The following is a 22,572-nucleotide window of genomic DNA, read 5'->3' as shown; positions in this document are numbered from 1 at the left end:
GGACGGGGTGCAAGCCGCCCAAGACGCCCTCACGCCGTTCCTGCACAGCGACATCCCCTATCCGGAGAAGGCGCTCCGCACCATCGGGGTCTACGTACTGATCCTCCTGCTGCTCCGGATCGTCGGCAAGCGCCAGCTCGCCCAACTCAGCACGTTCGACCTGGTGGTCATGCTGCTGCTGGCCAACGTGGTGCAGAACGCCGTGATCGGCCCGGACGACTCGGTCCTCGGGGCGGCCTTCGGGGCAGCCGTGCTGCTGGCGGTCAACAACGTGGTCGTCCGGGCGGCCGCCCGCTACGAATGGCTGGGACGCCTCCTGGAGGGCAGCCCCACCACCCTGGCCCGCGACGGACACTGGCTCGCCCCGGTGATCCGCCGCAACGGCCTGCGCCGGGCGGACCTGGACGCGGCCGTCCGCCACCAGGGCGGCGACGACGTCACGGAGACCACGGAGGTCACCCTGGAGCCGGGCGGCGCCCTGGTGGTCCAGCTGGCGGAACCGGAGCAGTCGGCGGACAAGGCCGACATCGCGGCCCTCAAAGCCGCGCTGGCCGCCCTTGACGAAAAAGTGGACGCCCTGCGCGCCCGGTCCCGGTAGCGGGTGTTCGGCGGCGGCCCGGAACGGGCATCTTCCCGGCAGGACCGCGCAGAAGCGGTCGAGGCGCGCCATCTCGTGTCGTCCATTCGGGTCGAACAGTCAACTCCCGTACAGGAGACGGTAGTCCGGCTTTCGATTCGCCGCCCGCGCCCCCTACGATTTACCTGGCTCCGCGGCGCCGACGCATGGGGGTGCAGGGCGACGTTCGCGGGCCGGGAGGGGGAGGGGCTGTGACGAGAGGTGGACGTGTCCGGCCATGGCGGCTGCCGGAACCGATCCCGGCGGTCGTGGCCGGCGGGATCGCCGCGCTGCTGGTCGGCGTGACGATCGGGCTGTTCACGGAGCCGGCGGCGCTGCTCGGCAGCGGCGGCTACCTCTACGGCACGGGGCTCCTGCTCGCCGTCGGCCTGTACGGATCCACGTACTCGATCGATCTCGGGGCGCTGCGCTCGGACCTGTCCGCGGTGGTGGCGGCCGTGACGCTCGGCGTCGTCCTGAAGGCGTCCCTCATCGCGGGCGTGATGGTGCTGGCGTTCGACCGGCCCGACTACCTGGTGCTCGGCATCGCGGTGGCCCAGATCGATCCGCTGTCCGTCGCGGCGCTCGCCAAGGGCGACCGCATGTCGCCGCGCGCCCGCTCGCTGCTCTCGGCCTGGGCCTCGTTCGACGATCCGATGACGGTGCTGCTGACGCTGTACGTCGCGGCCTACGCCTACACGGCCGCGGGCCACGAGGGCGCACCGGCCGTCGCGGGCGGCGGGACCGGCGGCTACGTGAGGGGCCTGGTCCTCAACGCCGCGCTGCTCGCCGCGGTGCTGCTGCTGTGGTGGGCCGGGCGCAGGGCGCTGCGTGCGCTCGCGGGTTCGGGGGCGGCGGCCACGGCGCTCGCGGGCACACCGCGGGGCCGGCGCGCCGGTGCGGTCCTCACGGGAGCACTGGTGATGGCGATGGTCGCGGTCGCCGCGTCCGGCATGCTGATGCTCGCGGTGGCGCTGGCCGGGCTGGTCGTCCGCACGGGGGCGTTCGACAAGGTCGTCGACCGGGCCGTCGCCGTGGCCTATCCGGCGGCGTTCCTGGCACTCGGCCTGTTCCTGGCCCAGGGCGTGGCGCTGCTGCCCGGACTGCTCCTCGGCGCGGCCGCGTTCGGCGCGCAAGCGGTGGTCGCCCTGGGCGTGATGCCCCTGTTCGTACGGGGACTGGAGCGGCGGGACCGGATCGGGCTCGGACTGGGGCAGCAGAACGGCATCACGGCCGTCCTGATCGCCCTCGCCCTGGAGCGCGACTTCCCCGGCACGGTATCGATCGTCGGCCCCGCGGTGCTGGTCGTCAACCTGCTCCACGGCACCTCACAGGCGCTGCTCGCCCGTCCGCCGCGGCCGTGGCGGCGCCGGGGCGGGCCGGAACCCGACGCGGAGGAGGGACGTCCCCCGCAGAGGGCCGCGCGGGAGCCGTTGACCAAGGGGCGGTCGCCCGCCTGACGGACGCCGGGGCGGTGGCGGCGACCGGGCGGGGCCCGGGGGGACGAGCCCGGGGGGAACGAGTCGAGGAACCGGCGCGGGGCGCGGCCGGAGGGGGAGGGTGCGCATGAGGCGGAGAACGCGTCACGGCCGGACGGTGCTCGGGACGGCCGCCGTGGTCCTCGTGCTGCCGGCGGCCGCCCCGGCGTTCGCCGCGCCCGCCGGGTCCAAGGAGCGCGACGTACAGCTCGTGTACTGCCTCGACGCCGCGCACCGGGCGGAGCTCCTCACGGCCGCCGCACGCCTGGGACTCCTGGAGCCCGCGGCGTCCGCCCCGGTCTCCGTCACGGCCACGGACTCCGTGATGCCCACGGCCTCCGTCGGGCGCATGACGCCGCAGGCGTGGTCCGTGCGCCGTCAGGACGACTTCGCCCGGGCCTGTTCGGCGCTGATGGGAGCCGCGTCCGATGCGCCGGGAGCCGCGGCCGAGGAGAAGAAGGGGGAGGACGGATGGTTCAAGACCTTCCTCACCTCCCTCCCCCTCCTCGCGGTGGGCGCCCTGCTCACGCTCGGCGGACAGGCCTGGGAGCGCATCTCCGTCGAACACCGTTCACTCAAGCAGCAGTTGGAGAGCGGGCGGACCTCCTTCCGGGCGGCCGCCCGGGAGTACCTCAGGGAGTACGAGGACAATCCGGCGGCGGACCACACCGCGGTGCTGGCCGCGCGCGAGGCGCTGGGCGCGGCCCTCGCCCAGGTCACCGCGCCCGGCGCGCGGCGGGTACGGGCCCATCGGCTGGCGGACGAACTGCCGCTGGCCCGGCCGCTGCCCGAGTTCGACGGCGACCGGCGGCTGGGAACCGACGCGCGCGCCCGGAGGGCGCAGGAGGCGCGGCAGTCGGTGGACCGTAAGCTGAGCGCCGTGTCGGACCTCAACAGGCGCAGGATCCACTGGAGATGGCGTACCGCACGCGAGCGCCTGGCTCGCACGACCCCGGGAGCGGCCGCATGACGGTGCCTCCGCAGCACAATCCGTACAGCGTGCGCGTACCGAAGAAGAAGCAGGCCCTGCGCAACGCCGAGTCCCCGCCCCGGGTCGACTACCCGCTGGTGCCCTGGAGCGAGACGAGCCACTGCGAGCAGTGGGTGGACGTGGATCACGCCAAGGCGCAGGTGGACGCCTTCCGGACGTGGCTGGAGAGGCTTCCGGACGTGGTCGACGGCGGGGTGGACTACGGCTCTCTGGTGGTGGTGACCGGCCCGATCGGCATGGGCAAGACCACCCTGATCCACCGGTGCGTCCACGAGGCGCAGAAGCACATCGAACGGATGGACCCGGACCCGCCGCTGAACCAGGTCGTCGCGATGACGGCCGGCTACGACAACATCGGCGACGTCATCAGCCTCGACGACAACGGCCGGTTCGCCACCGTTCCGGCCATCAACGCCGGCATCGTCAAGCAGGTCGTCGGCGAACTGCGCACGAAGCTCGCCCACGTCGACACGGGCATCTCCAAATGGCCCCCGGGCGAGGCGTTCGAAGCGATCAGCGAGCTCCTGGAACAGCAGGACGCGCTGCTCTTCGTCATCGTGCCGCACATCGCCTGGAAGGACCCGGGCGTGCGCAGCGAGTTCCTCCTGACCTGCCTGAAGCATGCGCGGAGCCGGATCGTCCTCTTCGTCGAGATCAGCCACGGGGGGACCGGCCGGGCCAAGGAGGTGGTCAAGGAGGTGGGCAGGCATCCCGCGGTCACGCACCTGGAGCTCGGCCACCTGAAGGGGGAGGACAGGGTGGCGTTCGGCCAGGCCGCCCGTTCGGGCCACCCCGACCCGGACGCGACGCTCCTGACCGGCTGGGAGCCCGCCGACGTACGGGAGCTGCGGATGGTCTACCACGCCGCGGCCGAACACCAGATACGCGCGGGCGAACCGGTCCGGATCACGGCGCGCGAGCTGAGCCACCACGCGGAGCGGCTCAGACGCGAGGCCAGGGAGGAGCTGCTCGGGGCGCTCGCCCACGACTCCCCGCCCGAGGGCTCCCCGCCCGACCATGCGCCGCCCGACGGCTCCGCCCCGCCGGCGAGCCCCTGACCCCGCTCCCACGCCCCCGTCCGCCCGCCGCTCGGATCGCCGTCACCGGAAACACGAGGAGTGCCCGCCGTGGCCCCAGACAGTGGAGACATCTGGCACAGCAACCCCTTCCCCCTGAGTCCGGTCGTGCGCCTCGGTCCAGCGGCCGATCTGGGAAACGTGCCCGTCGAGGCGGCGGACTCGGGCAACGCGACGATCGGGACGCCGACCACCGTCGAGCTCACCCGGCTGGTCGACGACTACCTCGGCAGCCGGCCGACCGGGGGCCGGCGCGGCCGGGTGATCGCCCTGGTGGGTGAGTTCGGTCTGGGCAAGAGCCATGCGCTGCGCAAGGTGTACGCCGATCTGAGCCGGCTGCCGGACCCCCTGGCCATGTGGATCATGGACGAGCCGGTGCAGGACATGGGGCGGATGTACCGCGACCGGCTGCGCGGCCCCGGTGACACCCCCCAGGGGAAGCGCGCCTTCGAGGAACTGGTCCGCAACTACTACGCGTACGCGACGGCCAACCGCGTCGACACCCAGGGCAGCGACGCGCGGCTGGGCGCGCTCGGCGAGATCGCGGCGGGGCTGCGGGGCGGCAGTCTCGACCCGGACAAGGTGGTGTCGGCACTGCGCTACGACCCCGAGGTGATCCACGCGGACCTGCGCCGCACGCTGGGCGAGGTCACCGAGCACCGCCGCTTCGCCACCGCGCTGGCACTGCTCCAGGATCCGTCGTTCAACAGGATGGTGTGGGACTGGCTGAACGGCGGCGAGCCCGCCGAGCCGCTGCGGGAGCGCGGCATCACCGAGGCCATCGGGCCCGCGGCGGGGCAGGGCGGCCACGAGGACCCCGCGGGCATCGACCGGGTGTTCGACACGCTGGCGGTGCAGGCCGTCCTGCACGGCCGGGTCGGCAAGCCGTACGCGCTCCTGATCGACTCCCTGGAGAAGGTGCTCGAGTGGCGCGACGAGCACCGGCGCACGTTCATGGACGCCTTCGAACGGCTCGTCAACATCTACGCGAGCCGCGGCGGCCTGCTGGTCTTCTGCGTCTCGCCGAGCGGGCTGGGGGAGCTGCGGCAGAGCGTGCACGAGCGGCTGGTGCAGCTGTGGCCGAGCGGATTCGACGAACGGCTCACCGGCGACCTGGTCGCCGCGTACGTCCACGCCGGCCGGGACGGCGGCGGCGCGCCCCGCGGCGTGGCGCCCGACGGGTCGGCGGGCCCGTTCGACGCGGAGGCCCTGCGGCTGCTGCACGAGCTGACGGACGGGGTGCCCCGCGAGGTCCTCAAGACCTGCCGGCAGGCCTGGCAGCTCGCCGAGGACCGGGACCGGCTCGGCGGCGGCGCGGGCGCGGTACGGGACGTGCCGGCCGCCAGGGTGCTTCAGGCGGTGCGCGATCTGCACGAGGGGGTCGCCCGGCGCCAGGTCGAGACGGACGTGCGCAAGGCCCTGGACATCGGCCAGTGGCGGATCGCCTCGCGCGATCCGGTCCCGGCCCGGCTGTCGGCTCCGCCGGGAGGGCGTGAGGAGGTGCTGCACTGGCTCTCGCCCGCGCCGAACGCCTACCTCGCGGTGATCCTCACCCGCTCCGTCCTCGTCGCCGACGACGCCGAACGGATCGCCGCCCAGGTGCACGGGCTGCGCAGTGCGGTGCGTCCGGGGCGGTGCGAGGTGCTGCTCGTGGTCAACGGCCACGTCTCGCAGGCCATGCAGGACCGTCTCGGGCGCTCGATCGGGTCCCGGCCGCTGGTGTACCGGCAGGGCGGCTTCGCCGAGAGGGCGGACAAGGCGCTGCGGAAGCTGGACGGGCGGCTCGCGGACGGGCGCCGCGAGGAGGGTCTGGTCCAGCTCGGCGAGCGGATGCGCCGGGACCTGGAGCAGCAGACCGCCGAACTCGCCGAGCTGCGCCGGGCGGTGGCCTCGTGGACGCCGGAGCCCCGGCCGCGCGCCCTGCCGGCCGCCGCCGACGAGCGGGGCGCCCCGTCGCCGGGAGCGGCGGCGCCGGTGCTCGTCGACGGCCGGTCCGCGCCGGAGCCGGCCGCCCCCGATCTGCCGGGACCGGTACGGCGCCGGTTCCAGGAGGCGCTCGCGGTGCTCGACACGGTCACCCGGCGCGTCGCCGGCACGGCCGTGAAACGCCGTACCACGGCGACGTCGGCGGAGCTCGGCGTGCTCGGCTGCGCCACGCTGGTCCGCACGCTGACCGAGAACTTCCGCGGCGCGGTGGCCGCCTGGCACCGGGCCGCCGCATCCGGTGCGCCGACCGAGCGCCAGTGGGGCGAACTGCGCAGGATCTGCCGGGAGTACGAGAGCGCGGTCGAGATCCTTCCGGTGCACCTGCTGGGCAACCCCGGCCCCCCTCACCCGCTGACGGCGGCCCGTACGGTCGAGGTGCTCGCGGAGGAGGTGTGGGGCACGCTCAGCGCGGCGGCGCCGTGACCCCCCGCACCGCGCCCGCGAGCCGCTGCAGCTGCGCGTCGGCGTTGGCGACCTGGGTCTGGTCGAGGGTGACGCCGACGAGGAACTCGCGGGCCGAGGTCCAGACGAGGTAGATCGCGCCCTCCTGCACGTCCAGGACCAGCCGCTCCACGGCCGGACGGCCCGCCCGCACCGGGGTGACGAGGCCGAGTGCGTCGGAGAGGCGTATCAGGTGGCCGCGCAGGCTCCTGGACAGCTCGCGGTAGGCGGTGCGCCGGGTGCGGACGCTGACGCTCAGGAACTTCGGTCCGAGGTCGTCCGATTCGAAGACGTCGCCCGCGCACACCAGGGTCCAGTCGCGGTAGTAGGCGGCGTACTGCAGGTCGGTGGTGTTCACATGGCCGAGCCACAGGGCGCGCAGCCGCTCCTCGTAGGCGGGGTCGGGCGTGGCGGCCGTACCGAAGTCGACGCGCAGCGGAGTGCGTCCGCCGTCGACGGCGGAGAGACCCGGCTTGGCCGCCGGGTCCCCGCCGGGCAGTTCGTCGGAGAGCCGGTGCACCTCCGTACGGATCCGGGTGACCAGGGCGTTCATGGACGCGTCCATGGCGTCGGCGCCGTCGGCCGTGTCGGTGACCGCGGCCAGGTACTCGCCGGGCTTGACGCGCCCGCCCCACAGGCACCCCTCGCCGTTGGCGACGACGGTGCGCATCAGCTCTCCGGTGCCGAGCGGCTGCAGGAGCACGCCGATGTCCTGGGTGGAGAGCAGCAGGCGGCTTCCGGGCAGCGACTCCTCGTCCCGTTCGTCGCCTAGGTCGCCGATCACGGCGCCGAGCGGGCGCCGGTCGGCGCGGCACACGACGAAGTCGAGGATGCCGTTGCCGAAGTGGGACAGCGACCTGATCCCCGGGGTCGAGGCGACCGCCTCGTCGCACAACGAGGTTATCCGGCCGTGCCGTTCGGGAGCCCAGTGGTGCTCCGTCAGCGTCTGGGTGCCATGCGGTGCGGGGGCTGCCACGAGCACGTCGCCTTTCGGTGGATGACTGGGGGCCTCGGGGTCCTACCGGTACCTACAGATTGCTACAGCTCCCGTCGAAGTCCTACAGCCCCGGCAGCTCCAGATCGATGTCGAAGCCCGACTGCGGGACCGGTCGCGGGTCGCCCGGCGTGGTCAGACGGGCGTGGTGCGCCTTCACGCGCCGGCCGTCCGGGCGGTGGGCGACGCCCAGGTCCCGGAGTCGGGTCAGGGCGCTGCCGGCGAGTTCGGCGGCCTCCTGCGCATGGCCCGCCGCGGCGAGGGTGGCGGCGAGGGAGTTCTCGGCGGCGGCGACCCACGGGTGCGCCTGGCCGAGCTTGAAGGCGAGACGGGTGAGGGCGTGACGGCCGGCCGCCTCCGCGGACGTCAGATCTCCCGTCGCCCGCAGGTAGACACCGTGGCGGACGTCGCTGAGCGCCGTGTACGGGTGCGTCACGCCGAACCGTTCCGCCAGCGAGGCACCGCACAGCCGCGCCTGCAGTTCCGCCTCGTCCGCCTTGCCGAGCGCGTGCAGGTCCGCCGCGTAGCTGAACTGGCAGCGCAGGGTGTCGATCCGGTCGGCGCCGAACCGGCTGACGTACAGCTTGAGGGCGCGCAGGTCGCGCTCGTGGGCCATCTCGTACCCGTACCGCGGGTCCTTGACGGCGGGGAATCCGTCGGCGAGGCGGCGCTCGCTGACGGCGAGGCCGACCTCCGTCCTCAGCCGCGCCCCGTCCCAGACGTCGCCGTGTCGGCGCAGCCGCTGCCGCAACAGGTCCCGGGCCTCGCCGTCACGCCCCATCGCCCGGTACAGGTAGGCGAGCAGGTCGGCCTCGGACCAGGCGGCCGGGTCGCCCTTGCCCTTGACGGCCTGCTGGTAGCGGAAGCGCTCCTGGACCCGGCCGAGCGCGGCGGCGACGCGCCCCGTGAGCGCCTCGTTGAGGGCCAGGTTGTGCTCGACCTGGATGGTGGCGGGGTGCTGCCGCCCGAGCAGCAGGGTGAGCCCCTCCACGGAGGGCCTGAGCTCCGTCAGGGCGTCCTGGAACCGGCCGAGGGCCCGCAGGGTCGCGGCGTGCGAGTCGGCCGAGAGCAGGGTGCGGGGGTGGACGAGGCCGAGGAGCCTGCGGTGGCCGCGCAGGGCCTCCCGGGAGAGCACGCGGGACTCGTCGTACGCGCCGGCGAGACGGTGGGCGCGGGCGGTGAGGTTGAGCAGGCGCAGGTACTCGGGCGGGGGCTCGTCGCCCTCGACCCGCCACGCCTCGCGGGCCTTGCCGGCGATGTCGAGGAGGCGGGCGAGGTCGGTGCTCTCGGCGCGTGCGCCGAGCGCCTGCAGGTGCCGCAGCAGCGAGCGGCGTACGCGGGGCCGGTCGTCCTCCCACAGCCTGAGCGAGTACACCTCGCGCGCCCAGTCGGGGGGCAGGTCCTCGTCCTGCCGCACGTACTCGGCCAGCACGCCGCGCAGGACGGACTCGATGCGCTCCCGGGCCTGCGGCAGCATGCCGTCGCGGATCAGGTCGCGCAGCGCGTGGTGCTGGGTGAGGGGCTGGTCCCTGCGGTCGAACTCGACGTTGAGCAGGCCGACCTGGGCGAGCGCCCAGAGGGCCACGCTCACCATGTGCTCGTCGGGCAGCTGGACCTGGTCGGGGTGACGGACGCCTTCGTCGCCCTCGGGGGCCACCGGTCCGGCGGAGTCGTCGCGGGCCAGCTCGGACAGGATGCGGCGCGAACGCAGCAGCTCCAGGCCCATGCCGCGCCCGGTGAGCAGGGAGGCGGCCTGGAGGAGCCAGTCCAGTGCGTCGGCGGCGGGACGCTCGGTGCGCCAGGCGGCGGCGCCCGGAGTGAACCGGGCGAACTGCCGGGCGACGCGCACCATGACGGCGAGGGAGGACACCGCTCCGGTCGCGCTCTCGCCGATGAGTCCGGTCTTGCCGGCCCGGTACTCGGCGAGGAGGTCCGCGACGGCCGCGCGGGCGGCCGCTTCCGGCGTCATGTGGTCCTCGCGCCGGTGGGAGGCGGCGCGCTCGGCGAGACAGCTGGCGGCCAGCTGCAGGGGGAGCGGGATGAAGTCGACGATGCCGGCGACCTGTTGGGCCTGTTCCGCGGTGAGATCCGGCAGCCGTTCGCCCAGCAGGTCGCCGCTCTCCGCCCGGGTCATGGCCGGCATGGCGCAGGACGCCAGGAACGGCGGGCGCGTGTCCCCGGGGGCCCCGGGGTCCTCCCGCGCCGGGGAGACGCGACTGGTGATCAGGACATGGCCCCGCTCGTGCGGGATCGGGAGCAGCCCGTTCAGTTCGGCGGGGTCCGTCGCCCCGTCGTAGACGATCAGCCAGCTGGTCTCGGTGTCGGGGCGCGAGAGGCGGTTGAGGAGCGGGGAGATGTCCCCTTCGGCGGCCACGGCCGCGAGCCGGTCCTCGGCCGTGCCGAGGCGTCCCGCGAGCCGCACCAGGCTCCTGCGCAGGCGCTGCTGGTCCCAGGAGCGCACCCACCACACCACGTCGTACCCGGGGCCGTGGCGATGGCACAGCTCGCGGGCGGTCTCGCTCTTGCCCCAGCCGCTGGGGCCGTGCAGCACCAGGGCCGCGCCGTCGCGGCCGGCCTCCCGCAACTGCTCGTCCACGGTGGAGAGCAGGTCGTCGCGGTCGGTGAAGCCGCCCCGGCGCGCGGTGACGTTGGTGATCTCGGGAAGCCGGGGGAAGCGGGCGCCGGCGGCGCCCTCGCCGGGCTGCCCGGGGCCCAGGCCGAGGGCGGAGTAGAGGATCCGCAGCGCCTCGTCCTCGGTGGTGTCGCGCAGGTCGATGCGCTCGTGGTGCGCGGCCTCGGCGTTCGGGAAGGGCTCGTCGACCAGGACGATGCGCACGTCGGTGTGGGAGAGCGCGCCGATCTGGGCGAGGAGGGCGTCGTCGGCGTCGCCCGGGGAGAGGAAGAGCAGCGCCGTACCGGTCTCGGGACGCTCTCCCGTGTAGGTGTCGACCCTGCGCAGTTCGCTGCGGACGCCGCGTTCGCCCAGCCGGTCCCGCAGCCAGGCCGCCCAGGCGACGTGGCGCCCGGAGTGGACGACGGTGGCGTCGGTGAGCCGGGCCTCGCGGCGGGCGCGGAGCCAGTCGGCGAGCTGCGCGTAGGACGGGCGCAGGCCCACGACACTGCCCGCGTCCTCCGTCTCGACGGCGAGGCTTCGGCTGTCCAGGTACAGGGGGTTGTACGGGATCTCCAGGAAGGGGTACTCGCCCGCGCCGCGGGCCTGGGCGAGCGCCGAGAACTTGCGGCGCACCCGCTCGCGCCCCTCGCGCAGCCGGTCGTGCACCCCGATGTCGCTCTTGAGCCCGAGGGTGAGCAGCCGTACGGGCCGGTCCGCGCGGCGGCCCACGAGCTCCTCGGCGAGGGCGGCGGCGCCGTCGATGGACCAGGCCGTGAGGGCGAAGCACATCACGAGCGCGTCGGCGAACTCCACGAGCCTGCCCGGCGCCTCGTCGCCGGGAGCCGCCGGGACGGGCGCCTCGATCAGGACGTGGTCGTAGCGCGTCGCGACGGGATCGTCGAAGAGGGCGGTGAGTTCGCGCGGGGCCGCCCGCCCCACCGCGGCGACCTGCCCGGCCTCCGGTGCGGGCACCGCGGCCCCGTCCCCCGGGGCGCCGGGACGGCCGTCCACGAGCAGCACGCTGCGATTGCCCTCGGCGAGGATGTCCGCCGCGTTGCGCAGGGTGGTGCTCAGCCCGAGGTTCTCGGACGTGGTGTAGAAGACGGCGAACGAACCCGTGTGGCGCTGGGGGTTGGCGTCTGGCATGACCTCTCCACTCGGCGAGGTGACAGCGAATGACGATGGACATAACGGGCATGCAGGGGTGCAAGTATAGGGGCCGTCGCGCCTCGTTCCCCTCCGGACGCCCGTGGCGTCCGGAGGACCCGCACGCCCCGGCCCGCGCTCGGCCGCACCCGGCCGCGAGCGGTCACAGGCTCTCCGAGAACCCGGTGACGAAGGGATCGCCCGCCGTGTCGCGCACCCGGCGCAGAAGAGCGCCCAGCACCGAGTCGGGGAGGGCGGCGACTTCCTCGGGCGAGAGCCCGGCGATGTCCAGGACGACGGACTCCGCATCGGGTCCCGCGGGGGCCGCCGGGACGGCGCCCTCGGCGTCATCGGTCACGATGTCCACTCCCGGAGGTCGCTGCGGACCGGCGAACCGGTGTCCTTTCCAGGGTAGCGCCGCCCCTCCGCCCCGGGGCAACCGCCGAACGCGCCGGAACTGCGCCAACTCCGCCCCCCGTGCCACCCGTTGGCTCGTTCGTGATGTTGACGGTCGGCGCACCCCAACCGAATACTGGACGAACGGAGTGCGCACGTACCGATGCGCGACCGATCGGCGCACGCTTTCGGGGGGGAGCGGATGAGTCGACCGTCACTGCGCCCGGGCCGGCCGCCCTGGCCGGGCGCCGCCGACGTGCTGGCCCGCGAGGCGGCCGGCTGGGTTCCGCACCCGTTCCACTCCTTCGTCCTCAAGGTCCACAGCCGCTGCGACCTCGCCTGCGACTACTGCTACATGTACCGCTCGCACGACCAGAGTTGGCGTCAGCAGCCGCGCGCCATGGCGCCGGCCACCGTCACGCGTACGGCCGAGCGGATCGCCGAGCACCTGGCCGCGCACGGACTGACGGAGGCCGGCGTCGTCCTGCACGGCGGTGAACCCCTCCTCGCCGGAGACGAGGCGCTCGCCCGCACCGCCGGGGTGCTGCGCGCCACCCTCGGCGCGGGCGTGCGGCTCCACCTGGCCCTGCAGACCAACGGCGTGCGGCTGACCGAGGAACGGCTCGACCTCTGCGCCGAGTTGGGCCTGCGGATCGGGGTGAGCACCGACGGCGGGCGCGCCGCCCACGACCGGCACCGCCGCAGCGCCGACGGCCGCGGCAGCCACGCCCGGGTCCAGGCCGCGCTGGACCTGCTCGGCAGCGACCGCCACCGGCCGCTGTTCGCCGCGCTGCTGTGCACGATCGACCTGCGCAACGACCCCGTGCGGACGTACGAGGAACTGCTCGTCCACCGCCCGCCCGCCGTCGACTTCCTGCTGCCGCTCGGCAACTGGCACACCCCGCCGCCCGGCGTGGATCCCGCCGGACGCCGCACCCCGTACGCCGACTGGCTGTGGTCCGTCTTCGAGCGCTGGTACGACGCCCCGGTGCGCGAGACCGGCGTCCGCCTCCTGGACGACCTCATGGCGCTCCTGCTCGGCGCCGCCCCGCAGACGGAGGCCCTCGGGCTCGCCCCGGTGCGCTACGCGGTGGTGGAGACGGACGGCTCCCTCGCCCAGGACGACACCCTGCGCACCGCGTACCGGGGAGCGGCGCGCACCGGACTCGACGTGTGGCGCCACACCCTGGACGAACTGCTGCGCCATCCCGGGGTCGCGGCCCGCCAGTGGGGCGCCGACGGGCTGTGCGCCTCCTGCCGCGCCTGCCCGCTGCACACCGTGTGCGGCGGCGGCCACTACGCGAACCGCTACCGCCACGACACCGGCTTCGCCAACCCGAGCGTGTACTGCGCCGACCTGACGGCCCTGATCGGGCGGGTGCGCGAACGGCTGGCCGGGGACGTGCGGGGCCTGGCCTCCGCCCGCCGTCCGCTGCCGGCGGAGGCCGTATGACCCCGTCGCCGCACCGTCTGCCCGGCGAACTGTTCGACGCGATCGCCGCCGGCGGCGGCGGAGCGGAGGCGATGCGCCTGCTCGCCCGCGCCGAGCACAGCCGGCGTCTCGCCTGCCTGTACGCGATCCGCGCCGCCGCCCGGGAGGCCGGCGGCGCGGCCGCCCGGAAGGTGCAGGGCGCCTGGGAGTTGCTGGAGACCGTCCACCGGGCGGACCCCGCCGCCGCGACGGCCGTCCTGACGCACCCGGCCGCGGGTCCCGCACTCGTCGACCTGCTCGCCCACCTGACGCGGCGGCCCGAGGGCGCCGATGCCCCCGTGCACCTGCTCACGGCGCTCGCCGCCGCGGCGGCGGTCCGCGCCCGGGTCCCCGCCCGCGCGCGATGGCCGCTGGCGGGGCCGGGCCCCTGGGTGCCGCTGCCCTCGCTCGGCCGGGCCCACTTCCCCGGCGCCCGACCCGGGAACCACGTCGAGCTGCGCGTGGGAAGCGAGGGCCGGGCCTCCATCGCCGTCCCGGACGCCCCGGTCCCGCAGGCCCCGGTACCGGTGGCGGGCGATCCGTACCGCCCCGGAGGCGACCGCTGGCGGGGGGCGCGGCTGCTGGCCGCCCTGGACACGGGCGCCACCCTCTCCCTCGACTCCCTCGATCCGCCGTCCTTCCCGACGGCCGCGGGGCACGCGGCCCACCCCGGCGCCGACGAGGCGCACCGCTGGGCGGCGCGGGCGGAGGCGGCCTGCGCGCTGCTGCGCGCCGACCACCCGCAGCCCTACGCGGAACTGGCCGCCGGTCCCTGGCTCCTGGTGCCCCTGCGCGCCCCGGCCCGGGGCATCGTCAGCGGCAGCAGCGCCGAGACCTTCGGCTCCATGGCGCTGTCGCTGCCGCCGAGCGGCACCGTCCTCGCGGTGACGATGGCGCACGAGATGCAGCACAACAAGTTCGCGGCGCTGCTGCACCTCTTCGACCTGTTCGAGGAGGGTCCGCAGGGCAGCCGGGAGCGGTACTACGCGCCGTGGCGTCCCGACCCCCGCCCGCTGGTCGGCCTCTTCCACGGGGCGTACGCGCACCTGGCGGTCGCCCAGTTCTGGGGCAGGCGGGGGGAGACGGAACCGGACCCGGAACTGCGGGCCCTCGCGCACACCCGCTTCGCCCGCTGGCGCTCCGGGGCCCGGGAGGCGACGGCCGTGATCCTGGACTCCGGCCGGCTCACCCCGCTCGGCCTGCGATTCGCCGGCCGGATGCTGGAGACCCTCGACGGCATGTGCGGCGTCCCCCTGCCGGCGTCGGCGATACGTCGCGCCGAGACGGCGGCACGGGAACACATGGAGGCGTGGCGCGACGCGGCGGGAGGCGCGGCGGCGCCCGCGGCCGGCCGCGCTTCGTGAGGACGACGTACGCGCGCGGGCTCGGGCGGAGGCCGGCCCGGCCACGGGCGCGGGGCGCGTGCCCGGCCCGGCCACGGGCGCGGGGCGCACCGGGCGGATCCCGCTGGTGGGGCGGGGGACGACCCCGTTAGCATCCGACGATGATCACGCCGGCGGAGGAACCGTTCCACGACGCGCTGCGGCGGGCCGACCTCGGCCTGCTGGCCGTCCATCCCGACGCGCGGCGCTGCCCGTCGGCCGTCTTCCGGCTCCTCGTCCGCCACGGCGATCCCCGTCTGCGGCACCTGGGGCTGGTCCTGCTGCACGAGCGCGTCACCTCGGGCCGGCTGGGCGACGAGCAGGAGACGGCCGAGCTCGCGGGGCTGCTGCCGGCAGAGGTGGAGGGAGCGCCGGAGGCGGCGCTCGTCCTGGCCCGGCTCCACGAACGGCTGGGCCCGTACCGCCGCGGGCTCCCCCGGCCGTCGTGGCGTACGGCCGGGCTCCCCGTACGGGTGCGGATCGCCTGGCTGCGCGCCGAGCTCCTGAACGAGCCGGCGGTGATCCGCCAGGAGCCCGCGGGCGAACTGCTCTACCAGGCCGTGCGGGAACTGACCGCCACCCGCGCGCACCGGCCCGAGCAGCTCGTGAACGAGCTGGTGGACAGCGGTGATCCGGTGCTGCAGACAGCGGCACTGCGGCTGGCCCGGCAGGGGCTGCACGCCGGTCTGCTCGCTCCCGCGCGGGTCCGCGGGTACGCGGCCGGCCTGCTCGGCGCCGACAGCGCGGACGTGGCCGCCGCCGCCCTGGATGAACTGGCCAGGCCGTGGGCCGCGCTGGAACCCCTGCCGCAGGGGCGCCTCGCTCCCTTCCTCACCGCCGACGCGGTGGTCACGAGGCCCGAGGCGGCCGAGGCCGCGATCGCGGCCGCCGCCCGTCACGGGCACCGCGCTCTGCTGCGCCGGGTCGTCGAGGATCCGGATCTGCCGCCGCGTCTTCGCCGGCGCGCGATGGAACTGCTCGGTGACCTGGCGGAGCACGCTGAAATCGGCGCACTGACGGCCGTCGCCGCACGCGACCCCCTGCTGTTCGGCGGGCCGGTGGTGGCCTGCCTGCGCGGGCTCCACCGGCGCGGTCACTTCCCCGACGAAGCACACGTCCCGGCCCTCATCGGCCTGGCGCTGGCCGATCACTCGGTCCCGCCCCACGAGATCGCCACGATCCTCTTCACCTGCCGGCGGGCGATGTTCCGCGTACTGCTCGACGCGGACGCCGACGATCCGAGCTGGCCGCGGCGGCTCACGCTGCTGGTCGCCCTCGCCGGGCAGGGGACGGGGGAGCTGCCGATCGCAGACGCGATCACCCGGGCCCTTCCCTCGGCTCCCGCGCCGGGGCCGTTCCTCGACGCGATCCGCGCATTGCGCCACGTGGAGGCGGAAGACGCCGTGATCGCCCTCCTGCCGGCCGCCCCCGCAGCCGCCCTGGAGGCTCTGGAGGCCATCGGAGGCCACCGGACCACGGCGGCGTTGCGTGAGGGGCTCGGTCTCGCCGGGGCGGAGGGCGCGGGCGTCATCGCGCCGCACCTGCGCGCGGTGCGCGGCCGCGCCCTCGAGGTGCTGTGGCATCTGACCGACGATCCGTCAGGGCGGCGTGCCCTCCTCGTCCGTCTCGATCCCGCCGACCTGCCGGCGCGCATCGCGACGGATCTCGGTGGCCCGGACGAGCGGGAACTGGCCCTGCTCAGTTCCCACCTGGACCCGGACGAACCGGCGGCGGCACTGTGCAGACTGGCCGCGCACGGCGGCGCCGGCACGCTGCCGGCCATCACGGACCTGCTCCTGCGCATCGTGGCCGAGCTGGCGCGGTCCCGGGAACCGGGCGGAGCCCGCACGCGGCGTGACGGCGGCCGGCCGGCCGCGGAGCCCTTCGTACCGCAGGAGATCCTGGACGCCCTCCAGGGTCTGGGCCGCCGCCTCCACGAGCGGGGACGGATCAGGCCGTCCTGCCTGCTCGACGCGGAGACCGCCCCGCAGGCGGGCCACGCACTGGTCGCCACCGTGGCCCTGGACCTGCTGGACAGGCCCGGACTGTCCAGCGCCGAGCAGACGATCCTGCTCGAACTCCTGCTCCGGGCCCCCTACACGGGTACCCGCGCGCGGGCGCACCGCCTGCTGCGCCACCGCGACCGGCACGTGCGCAAGCACGCGATCGCGCTGCTCGCCCGGGACGCCACCGGGGACGGCGCGCAGGCGCTGTCGGCGACGCTGATCGCGCTGACCGCCGCCCAGGACGTCCAGACCGTCCGGCAGGCGCTGCTCGCACTCGGTCACGCGCGGGCCCGCTGGGCCTCCAGCGCGATCGCCGCATGTCTCGACCATCCGAACATGAACATCAAGAAGACCGCCGCCGAGGTGCTGGTCGAGGTGGGCACGCCCACGGCGGTACCGGCACTGCTCCGCCGGCTCGGCAGCCACGACAACCCGGGCCTGCGGAGTTCGCTCGTCGAGGCACTGCGCGCGGTCCTCGGCGACGCGTACCCGGCGACCGTCCTCGCCGCCGCCGAACAGGGAGAGGACGGCCGGGCCCGCGAGCTGCTGCTGGCGGCCCTCGACCGCACGCTCGCGGCGCGCTCGGTCCTCGCACTGGAGGACCAGGCGTCGCGGGTCGCGCCGGTCCTGCTCGCCCTGGTGGCGGCCGGCCGGGTCGGCCTCGCCTCCGGGACGGTCGAGGAGCTGGCTGCGGCCATGGCCCGGCACGGGATCACCCCGCCCGCCGCACCGGGGCCGGCGCCGGACTTCGCGGCGGACCCGGACGTCAGGTCGCTGACGGTGCAGGGCTGGGACCCGTCGGCCGCGCTGCGCGTGGCCGAACGGCACGGGCGGACGCACCCCGACCGGCTGCGGGTGCTGCGGCCCATGCTGGCGGACTGGCTCCGCCTGGCCGGCTCCGAACCCGCCGCACGAGGCCGCGTACTCGGCCTCGTCCTGCGGCTCTGCCCGGCACCGTGGACGCCTGAGGAGCTGACGGCCTTCGCCCGCTCCGCGGGGGTCCTGCTCGACGCGCTCGCCCGGCTCGACGTGCTCGACGAGGCCTCGGCCGCGGAGCGGCACGACCTCGTCGCGGTACTCGCGGCGGCCGCGCCGGCCGTGCCGGCGGCCCTGAAGCCGGCGGTCGCGGAGGCGGTACGCGCGCTGCCCCCCGCCCCCGGGGGCGGGTCCGTACTGCCGCTGCTGCGCGCCCTCGGCGCGGTGGCGGTCCGTGCCGACCTCGAGCAGGCGCTCGCTTCGGCCCGGCTGGGCGCCGACCCCTGGCGGGCCGAGACCGCCGTACTGCGGGAGGCGTTCGGCGCCCCGCTGCCCCCCGCCGCCACCCCGTCGGCGGATGCCGGGGCCCGGGCGGGTGCCGGTGCCGGGGCCGGGGTGGGCGCGTGGCGAGCCGCGCTGGAGGCGGCCGTGCGCGCGCCGGGCGCCCCGGAGCGGCTGCGCCGGCTCCGCGGGTCGCACGAAGGCGTCCCGGACTCCCGGGAGCGGCTGAGCGCGCTGATCGACGTACACGCCTCGGCCGGGCCCGAGGTCCGCTCCGCCCTCGTCGACTGGATGACGGACGTCCAGCCGCTCGACGCACCACCCTGGACCATCGCCGAGACCGCGCGCGCGGCGGAACACGCGACTGCGCACGCGACGGCGCACGCGACGGCGCCGCCACCGCGGGCGGTACGCGCCGACGACCTCGACCAGCCCCGCTCGACCGCACTGCGGGAGCGCCTGCTGGCCATGCTGGGGGCATCCGCTCCGGAGCACCGCCGCACCGCGGCCCTGGCACTCCTGGAGTGGCCCGAGCCCGAGACCGGGCTCTGCGTGCTCCGGGCGTTTGTGCACGGCCGCATCGACATACCCGTCGGCGCCCGCCTGGCCCGGAGGCTGACGGCGATCGGCGAGGCGGAACTCCGCGCGGACGGCGTCCTGCGCGACAGGGTCGCCCTCGTGGCGAGCGCGCTCGAACCGTCGGACCTGGAACCGCTGGTCCCCCTTCTGCTCGACTGGTGGGAGCACGAGCCGCCGTCCAGCGGCTCCGCAGCCGGGCGGGCGCTGCGCCACGTCCCCTGCGACGTGCTGGCGGAGCACCTCGGCGGCCGGCTCGACGCCGGCGCCTGGGGGTTCCTCGACCTGCTCCGCGGGCGTCCCCTGCTGCGCACCCCCGCGCTGACGCGGACCTGCCGGCGGCTGCGCGACGAAGGACGCGACGACCTCGCCGACGGACTGCTCCTCGTCGACGGTCCGCTGCGCGGCCCGGACGCCGCACGGCAGGACGCCGCCGCGCTGGCGGCGCTCCGTGACCGCGCCCCGGCCGCGTCGGCGCAAGCGTCACGGCCCCCGTCCCGGAGCCAACTGCTGGACCAGGCCCGTACGGGCGACCCGACGCTGATACGGCGGGCACTCGCGCAACTGGCCGAGGGACACGGCGGCCCCGACCCCGACCAGGACCCCGGCCTGCGAGACCTGATCGCCGAGCTGCTGCGCCACCCCAGGCCCGGGGTCCGCCTCCACGCCCACCGGACCTCGCGGGCCATGCTGGACCGGCAGACGCATCTGCACCACACGTCGATCCTGCTGGACGACCCGCAGCCCGACCTGGTGCGCACGGCGATCCGGGCCCTCTCGCACGCGAGTTGGGCGCCCGCGATCCCGGCCCTGACCGGGCTGCTGGAACACCCCCACCCCACCGTCCGCAAGGCCGCGGCCGAGGGGCTCACCCTCATGGGACCGCCCGCGATTCCCGCGCTCCGACGCGCCGCGGCCCACGCCCGCCCCGACAGGCGCTCCCCGTACACCGACCTCCTCGCACGGATCACGACCGCCGACCCCGGGTAGCGCCCCCGCGTCAGGGGCCGGACCGCCTTCCCCGGACGATCACGCCTTTACGCTTGGGTCCCGTCAGGCCGTCGACGGACGGCCGGTGAGGAAACGGAGCGTGCGGTGCCGGTGCCATCAGGGCAAGCGAAGGACGGCTACCTGGTCGGCACGGTGCTCGGCGGGCGCTACCGGGTGACCGAGTTGATCGGACGCGGTGGCATGGGGGTGGTGGCGCGGGCGGTCGACGAGGCGCTGGGCCGCGAGGTCGCCGTCAAGGTGCTGCGCGTTTACACCGACGCGAGCCCCGCCGAACTGGCCGACATGCGCAGCCGGATGCGGCGCGAGGCGCAGGCCGCCGCGCGCATCCGGCACGTCGGCGTGGTCACGGTGTACGACGTGACCGAGGAGCAGGGGCTGCCGGTCATCGTGATGGAGCTCGTCGACGGGCCCTCGCTCGACGACGTGGTGACCGGGCGCGGAGCGCTGGACCCGTACGAGGCCGCCTCGATCGGCGCGAAGCTGATGGGCGCGCTCGACGCCGCGCACAAGGCCGGCATCCTGCACCGGGACGTGAAGCCGGGCAACGTGCTGCTGGAGCGGGGCGGCCGGGTCGTGCTGACCGACTTCGGCATCGCCACCATGCACGCTCCCGGCGACGAGGAGATGGCGAAGCTGACCCGCAGCGGCCAGCTCGTCGGCTCGCTCGACTACCTGCCGCCGGAGCGCGCGCAGGGCAGGGAGCCCGGCCCGGCCTCGGACATCTGGTCGCTCGGGATGACCCTGTACGCGGCGGTGGAGGGCGTCTCGCCGTTCCGCCGCACCTCCGTGTGGTCCACGCTGGCCGCGATCGTCGCCGAACCGCTGCCCGCGCCCCGGCGGGCGGGCCCGCTCGGGCCGGTGCTGCAGGCGCTGATGGCGAAGGAGCCGGAGCACCGCCCCACCGCGGACCAGGCCCGCGCGATGCTCGAAGCGGTGGCAGCAGGCGGTCCGCCGCCCGCGGCCCACCACACCGCGCAGACTCCGGCAACGCCGCCCGTGGTTCAGGCTCCGGCCCCTGCGGCGCAGACTCACCCGGCGCCGCCCGCGGCATGGGCCCCTGCGGCGCAGATTCCCGCCGCGCCGCCCGCCGCAGCGGCCCCCGCCGCGCCGCCCGCGGTTCAGGCTCCGGCCCCGCAGTCTCCCGCGGCGGCAGCCCCCGCCGTCCCTCCGGCCCCGTTCGGACCGGCCCCGACCGCGACCCCTGCCGCGACCCCGACGGCGCCGTCCGTGCAGGCGCCGTCCGCCCTCGCTCCCGCCCCGGCTCCCGGCTTCGGCCCCCCGCCCCCGTTCGCCGGTGAATCGTTCCCGCACACCCATGCACCGCCCTACCCGCCGGCTCAACCGATCACGGCCACGCGGGCCGGCACCACTTCCGCGGACCGGGCCGGGCGCCGCGGCCGCGTCGCCCTGGCCGTCGCGGCCGTCGTCGTACTCGCCGCCGGCGGTGTCGCCTACGCCGTGGCCTCGGGCGGCGGCGACCGGGAGCGGTCCGCTGCCCCGGCGCCACCGGCGGAGAGCCGGCAGGGCGCGGCCCCGCCTTCGACCCCGCCGCAGCCGAGCCCCGTACCGACGGGCTGCACCGGCTGGACCCACAGCGACCCGAAGCCGGGCGCCTACGGCTACATCTCCGGCGACCACCACCTGCTGGCCGCGCCGTACCAGCCGTGCGCCGCCGGCGCCCTGGTCAAGAACGGCACGAAGCTCTGGTACCAGTGCTACGTCGTCAACTCGTACGGAAACCAGTGGACGTACGTGCGCGTGGACGGAACGAACACCACCGGGTGGCTCTACAACCGCGACCTCACCCGCCAAAAGGGCTCGTCCCCACCCTGCTGACCACCCGCGCCACAACGGACGCTGCTGCTATAGCCAGTCGCGCGAGACCTCATTGGAGTCGTCACCCTCAGAGGGCTGGCCTGCGTGAATCACCCTGCGGCAGCATTGGCCTGCGTGCTTGCACATTTCCGCCTTTTCTTGCGACCGCGACGACATCTGGTTCCGCACTCCGGCGTCTGACCGGCCTTCTGCCCCGGGGGCGTACACAGGACGAGGGAATGGCCGATTTGCCTCCGGTGTCCGGGCGTTGGGGTTTAGGGTGCGGCTGAACGACGATGTGCGGGCGTTTTCGGGGGGCATGGGTGAGCGGTTCGGATACTCCTCAGTTGGTTTTCGTTCACGGGATCGGCGGGCTGCGGGACACGGAGCAGCAGCGCCACAAGTGGCTTGAGGCCTTGGCCGACGGAGCGCGCAGGGCCGGGCACTCCGATGTGATTTCCGGGCTGACGCGAGGATGGTTGGCGGAAACCCGTTTTGCCAACTACAGCGATCTGTTCACGGACGCCGAGGCGCAGGGAGAACCATCCGGAGTCTTCGACGACCCGGAGGACATCACCTTCCTGGAGGACTTCGTTGCTGCCCTGGTCGACGAACTCGGCCACCAGGCTCGGGAAGGGGGCGACAGGATGGCGTTGGCAGTCGTCGAGGATGCCCGGGCCCAGTTGCCGGGCATGGACGACGAGCAGGAGCAGGGTCTCGGAGAGCCGTTCCGCATCCTCGGTCGGGCACTGACGTCGGTGCTACAGATCCCCGGGCTGCGAGGAAGCGCCCAATGGGCCAGCGGCCTGCCGTTGCTGTGGCACCTCTCCCAAGTCGGCCGCTATCTCGGCAGGCATCGTGCCACGAACGGTGGGCCCACCCTGGACGCCCGCATCAGGGAACGCGTCCTCCAGGGGACGGACCCCGAACGTCCGCTGATCGTGGTGGCCCACTCCCTGGGCACAGTGGTCGCCTTCGAGGCGCTGCGTGACTACAAAGGCCGGGTCCCACTGCTGATGACGCTCGGCTCGCCCTTGGCCACGGCGACGGCTGTCCTGCACAGGCTGCTCCCCCAGCCGCCCTGTACTCCCGCACGGGTCGAGCGGTGGCTGAACTTCTGGGACCGCGATGATGTCGTCGTGGGCCGCCCCCGTATCGAGAAGTGGATGCTGCCCAACGCCGACGGCGTCCTACCGGTGACGGAACGGGTCGACTCGGACGGCCTGTGGGTCCACACGGCCACCAAGTACCTGCGCCAGTCCGACGTCGCGGGCCCGTTGGTCGAAGCCCTGAAGAAGTGACCGGAGCACGACGCC

General features: G+C 75.1%; 13 protein-coding genes. 10 read left to right on the top strand and 3 right to left on the bottom strand.

The window, feature by feature from the left end; translation table 11 throughout:
• Window positions 1–7: 7 nt before the first annotated feature.
• The 5 genes from ACFY1T_RS21525 (at window position 8) to ACFY1T_RS21505 (ending at window position 6,570) form a co-directional block, all read left to right on the top strand.
• Window positions 8–598 (top strand): DUF421 domain-containing protein, encoded by a 591-nt coding sequence (locus ACFY1T_RS21525; protein ID WP_390789545.1) that lies wholly within the window; start codon window positions 8–10, stop codon window positions 596–598.
• 230 nt (window positions 599–828) lie between these two features.
• A complete protein-coding gene (locus ACFY1T_RS21520) occupies window positions 829–2,076 on the top strand; it encodes a hypothetical protein (protein ID WP_390789544.1) in 1,248 nt (415 codons plus the stop codon).
• 106 nt (window positions 2,077–2,182) lie between these two features.
• Window positions 2,183–3,064, top strand: coding sequence for a hypothetical protein (locus tag ACFY1T_RS21515; protein ID WP_390789543.1), 882 nt, complete (start codon window positions 2,183–2,185; stop codon window positions 3,062–3,064).
• Window positions 3,061–4,143, top strand: coding sequence for a hypothetical protein (locus ACFY1T_RS21510; protein WP_390789542.1), 1,083 nt, complete (start codon window positions 3,061–3,063; stop codon window positions 4,141–4,143). The genes ACFY1T_RS21515 and ACFY1T_RS21510 overlap by 4 nt, the downstream gene beginning before the upstream one ends.
• A gap of 69 nt (window positions 4,144–4,212) precedes the next feature.
• Window positions 4,213–6,570: a hypothetical protein gene (locus ACFY1T_RS21505; RefSeq protein ID WP_390789541.1), complete on the top strand. Its 2,358-nt coding sequence runs from the start codon at window positions 4,213–4,215 to the stop codon at window positions 6,568–6,570.
• Here ACFY1T_RS21505 and ACFY1T_RS21500 read toward each other — a convergent pair.
• From ACFY1T_RS21500 to fxsA, 3 genes are all read right to left on the bottom strand, one after another.
• A complete protein-coding gene (locus ACFY1T_RS21500; RefSeq protein WP_390789540.1) occupies window positions 6,551–7,564 on the bottom strand; it encodes a hypothetical protein in 1,014 nt (337 codons plus the stop codon). The genes ACFY1T_RS21505 and ACFY1T_RS21500 overlap by 20 nt on opposite strands.
• Window positions 7,565–7,646: 82 nt before the next feature.
• Window positions 7,647–11,342 (bottom strand): FxSxx-COOH system tetratricopeptide repeat protein, encoded by a 3,696-nt coding sequence (fxsT, locus tag ACFY1T_RS21495; protein ID WP_390789539.1) that lies wholly within the window; start codon window positions 11,340–11,342, stop codon window positions 7,647–7,649.
• Between the two features lie 163 nt (window positions 11,343–11,505).
• Entirely contained in the window at window positions 11,506–11,700 is a 195-nt protein-coding gene (gene fxsA / locus ACFY1T_RS21490; RefSeq protein WP_390789538.1) for an FxSxx-COOH cyclophane-containing RiPP peptide, read from the bottom strand.
• 240 nt (window positions 11,701–11,940) lie between these two features.
• Between fxsA and ACFY1T_RS21485 the strand changes: the two genes are divergently transcribed.
• The 5 genes from ACFY1T_RS21485 (at window position 11,941) to ACFY1T_RS21465 (ending at window position 22,557) form a co-directional block, all read left to right on the top strand.
• Window positions 11,941–13,191 carry an FxsB family cyclophane-forming radical SAM/SPASM peptide maturase gene (locus ACFY1T_RS21485; RefSeq protein ID WP_390789537.1) on the top strand — a complete coding sequence of 417 codons (1,251 nt, stop codon included), beginning with the start codon at window positions 11,941–11,943 and terminating at the stop codon, window positions 13,189–13,191.
• Window positions 13,188–14,573: an aKG-HExxH-type peptide beta-hydroxylase gene (locus tag ACFY1T_RS21480; RefSeq protein ID WP_390789536.1), complete on the top strand. Its 1,386-nt coding sequence runs from the start codon at window positions 13,188–13,190 to the stop codon at window positions 14,571–14,573. Before ACFY1T_RS21485 ends, ACFY1T_RS21480 begins: the two co-directional genes overlap by 4 nt.
• Window positions 14,574–14,713: 140 nt before the next feature.
• Window positions 14,714–19,420: a HEAT repeat domain-containing protein gene (locus tag ACFY1T_RS21475; RefSeq protein WP_390789535.1), complete on the top strand. Its 4,707-nt coding sequence runs from the start codon at window positions 14,714–14,716 to the stop codon at window positions 19,418–19,420.
• 111 nt (window positions 19,421–19,531) lie between these two features.
• On the top strand, window positions 19,532–21,277 hold the full coding sequence (locus ACFY1T_RS21470; RefSeq protein ID WP_390789534.1) for a serine/threonine-protein kinase: 1,746 nt from the start codon (window positions 19,532–19,534) through the stop codon (window positions 21,275–21,277).
• A gap of 326 nt (window positions 21,278–21,603) precedes the next feature.
• A complete protein-coding gene (locus ACFY1T_RS21465) occupies window positions 21,604–22,557 on the top strand; it encodes a hypothetical protein (protein WP_390789533.1) in 954 nt (317 codons plus the stop codon).
• The last annotated feature ends 15 nt before the right edge of the window (window positions 22,558–22,572 follow it).

The organism is Streptomyces sp. NPDC001194 (genome assembly GCF_042896985.1).
GTDB lineage: Bacteria > Actinomycetota > Actinomycetes > Streptomycetales > Streptomycetaceae > Streptomyces.
This window is presented reverse-complemented; position numbering and strand designations above follow the sequence as displayed.

Excerpts from the sequence above, each read along its gene's own strand:
- ACFY1T_RS21515 (WP_390789543.1), top strand. The coding sequence starts at position 2,183 with ATGAGGCGGAGAACGCGTCACGGCCGGACGGTGCTCGGGACGGCCGCC.
- ACFY1T_RS21510 (WP_390789542.1), top strand. The coding sequence starts at position 3,061 with ATGACGGTGCCTCCGCAGCACAATCCGTACAGCGTGCGCGTACCGAAG.
- fxsT (WP_390789539.1), bottom strand. The coding sequence starts at position 11,342 with ATGCCAGACGCCAACCCCCAGCGCCACACGGGTTCGTTCGCCGTCTTC.
- ACFY1T_RS21485 (WP_390789537.1), top strand. The coding sequence starts at position 11,941 with ATGAGTCGACCGTCACTGCGCCCGGGCCGGCCGCCCTGGCCGGGCGCC.
- ACFY1T_RS21480 (WP_390789536.1), top strand. The coding sequence starts at position 13,188 with ATGACCCCGTCGCCGCACCGTCTGCCCGGCGAACTGTTCGACGCGATC.
- ACFY1T_RS21475 (WP_390789535.1), top strand. The coding sequence starts at position 14,714 with ATGATCACGCCGGCGGAGGAACCGTTCCACGACGCGCTGCGGCGGGCC.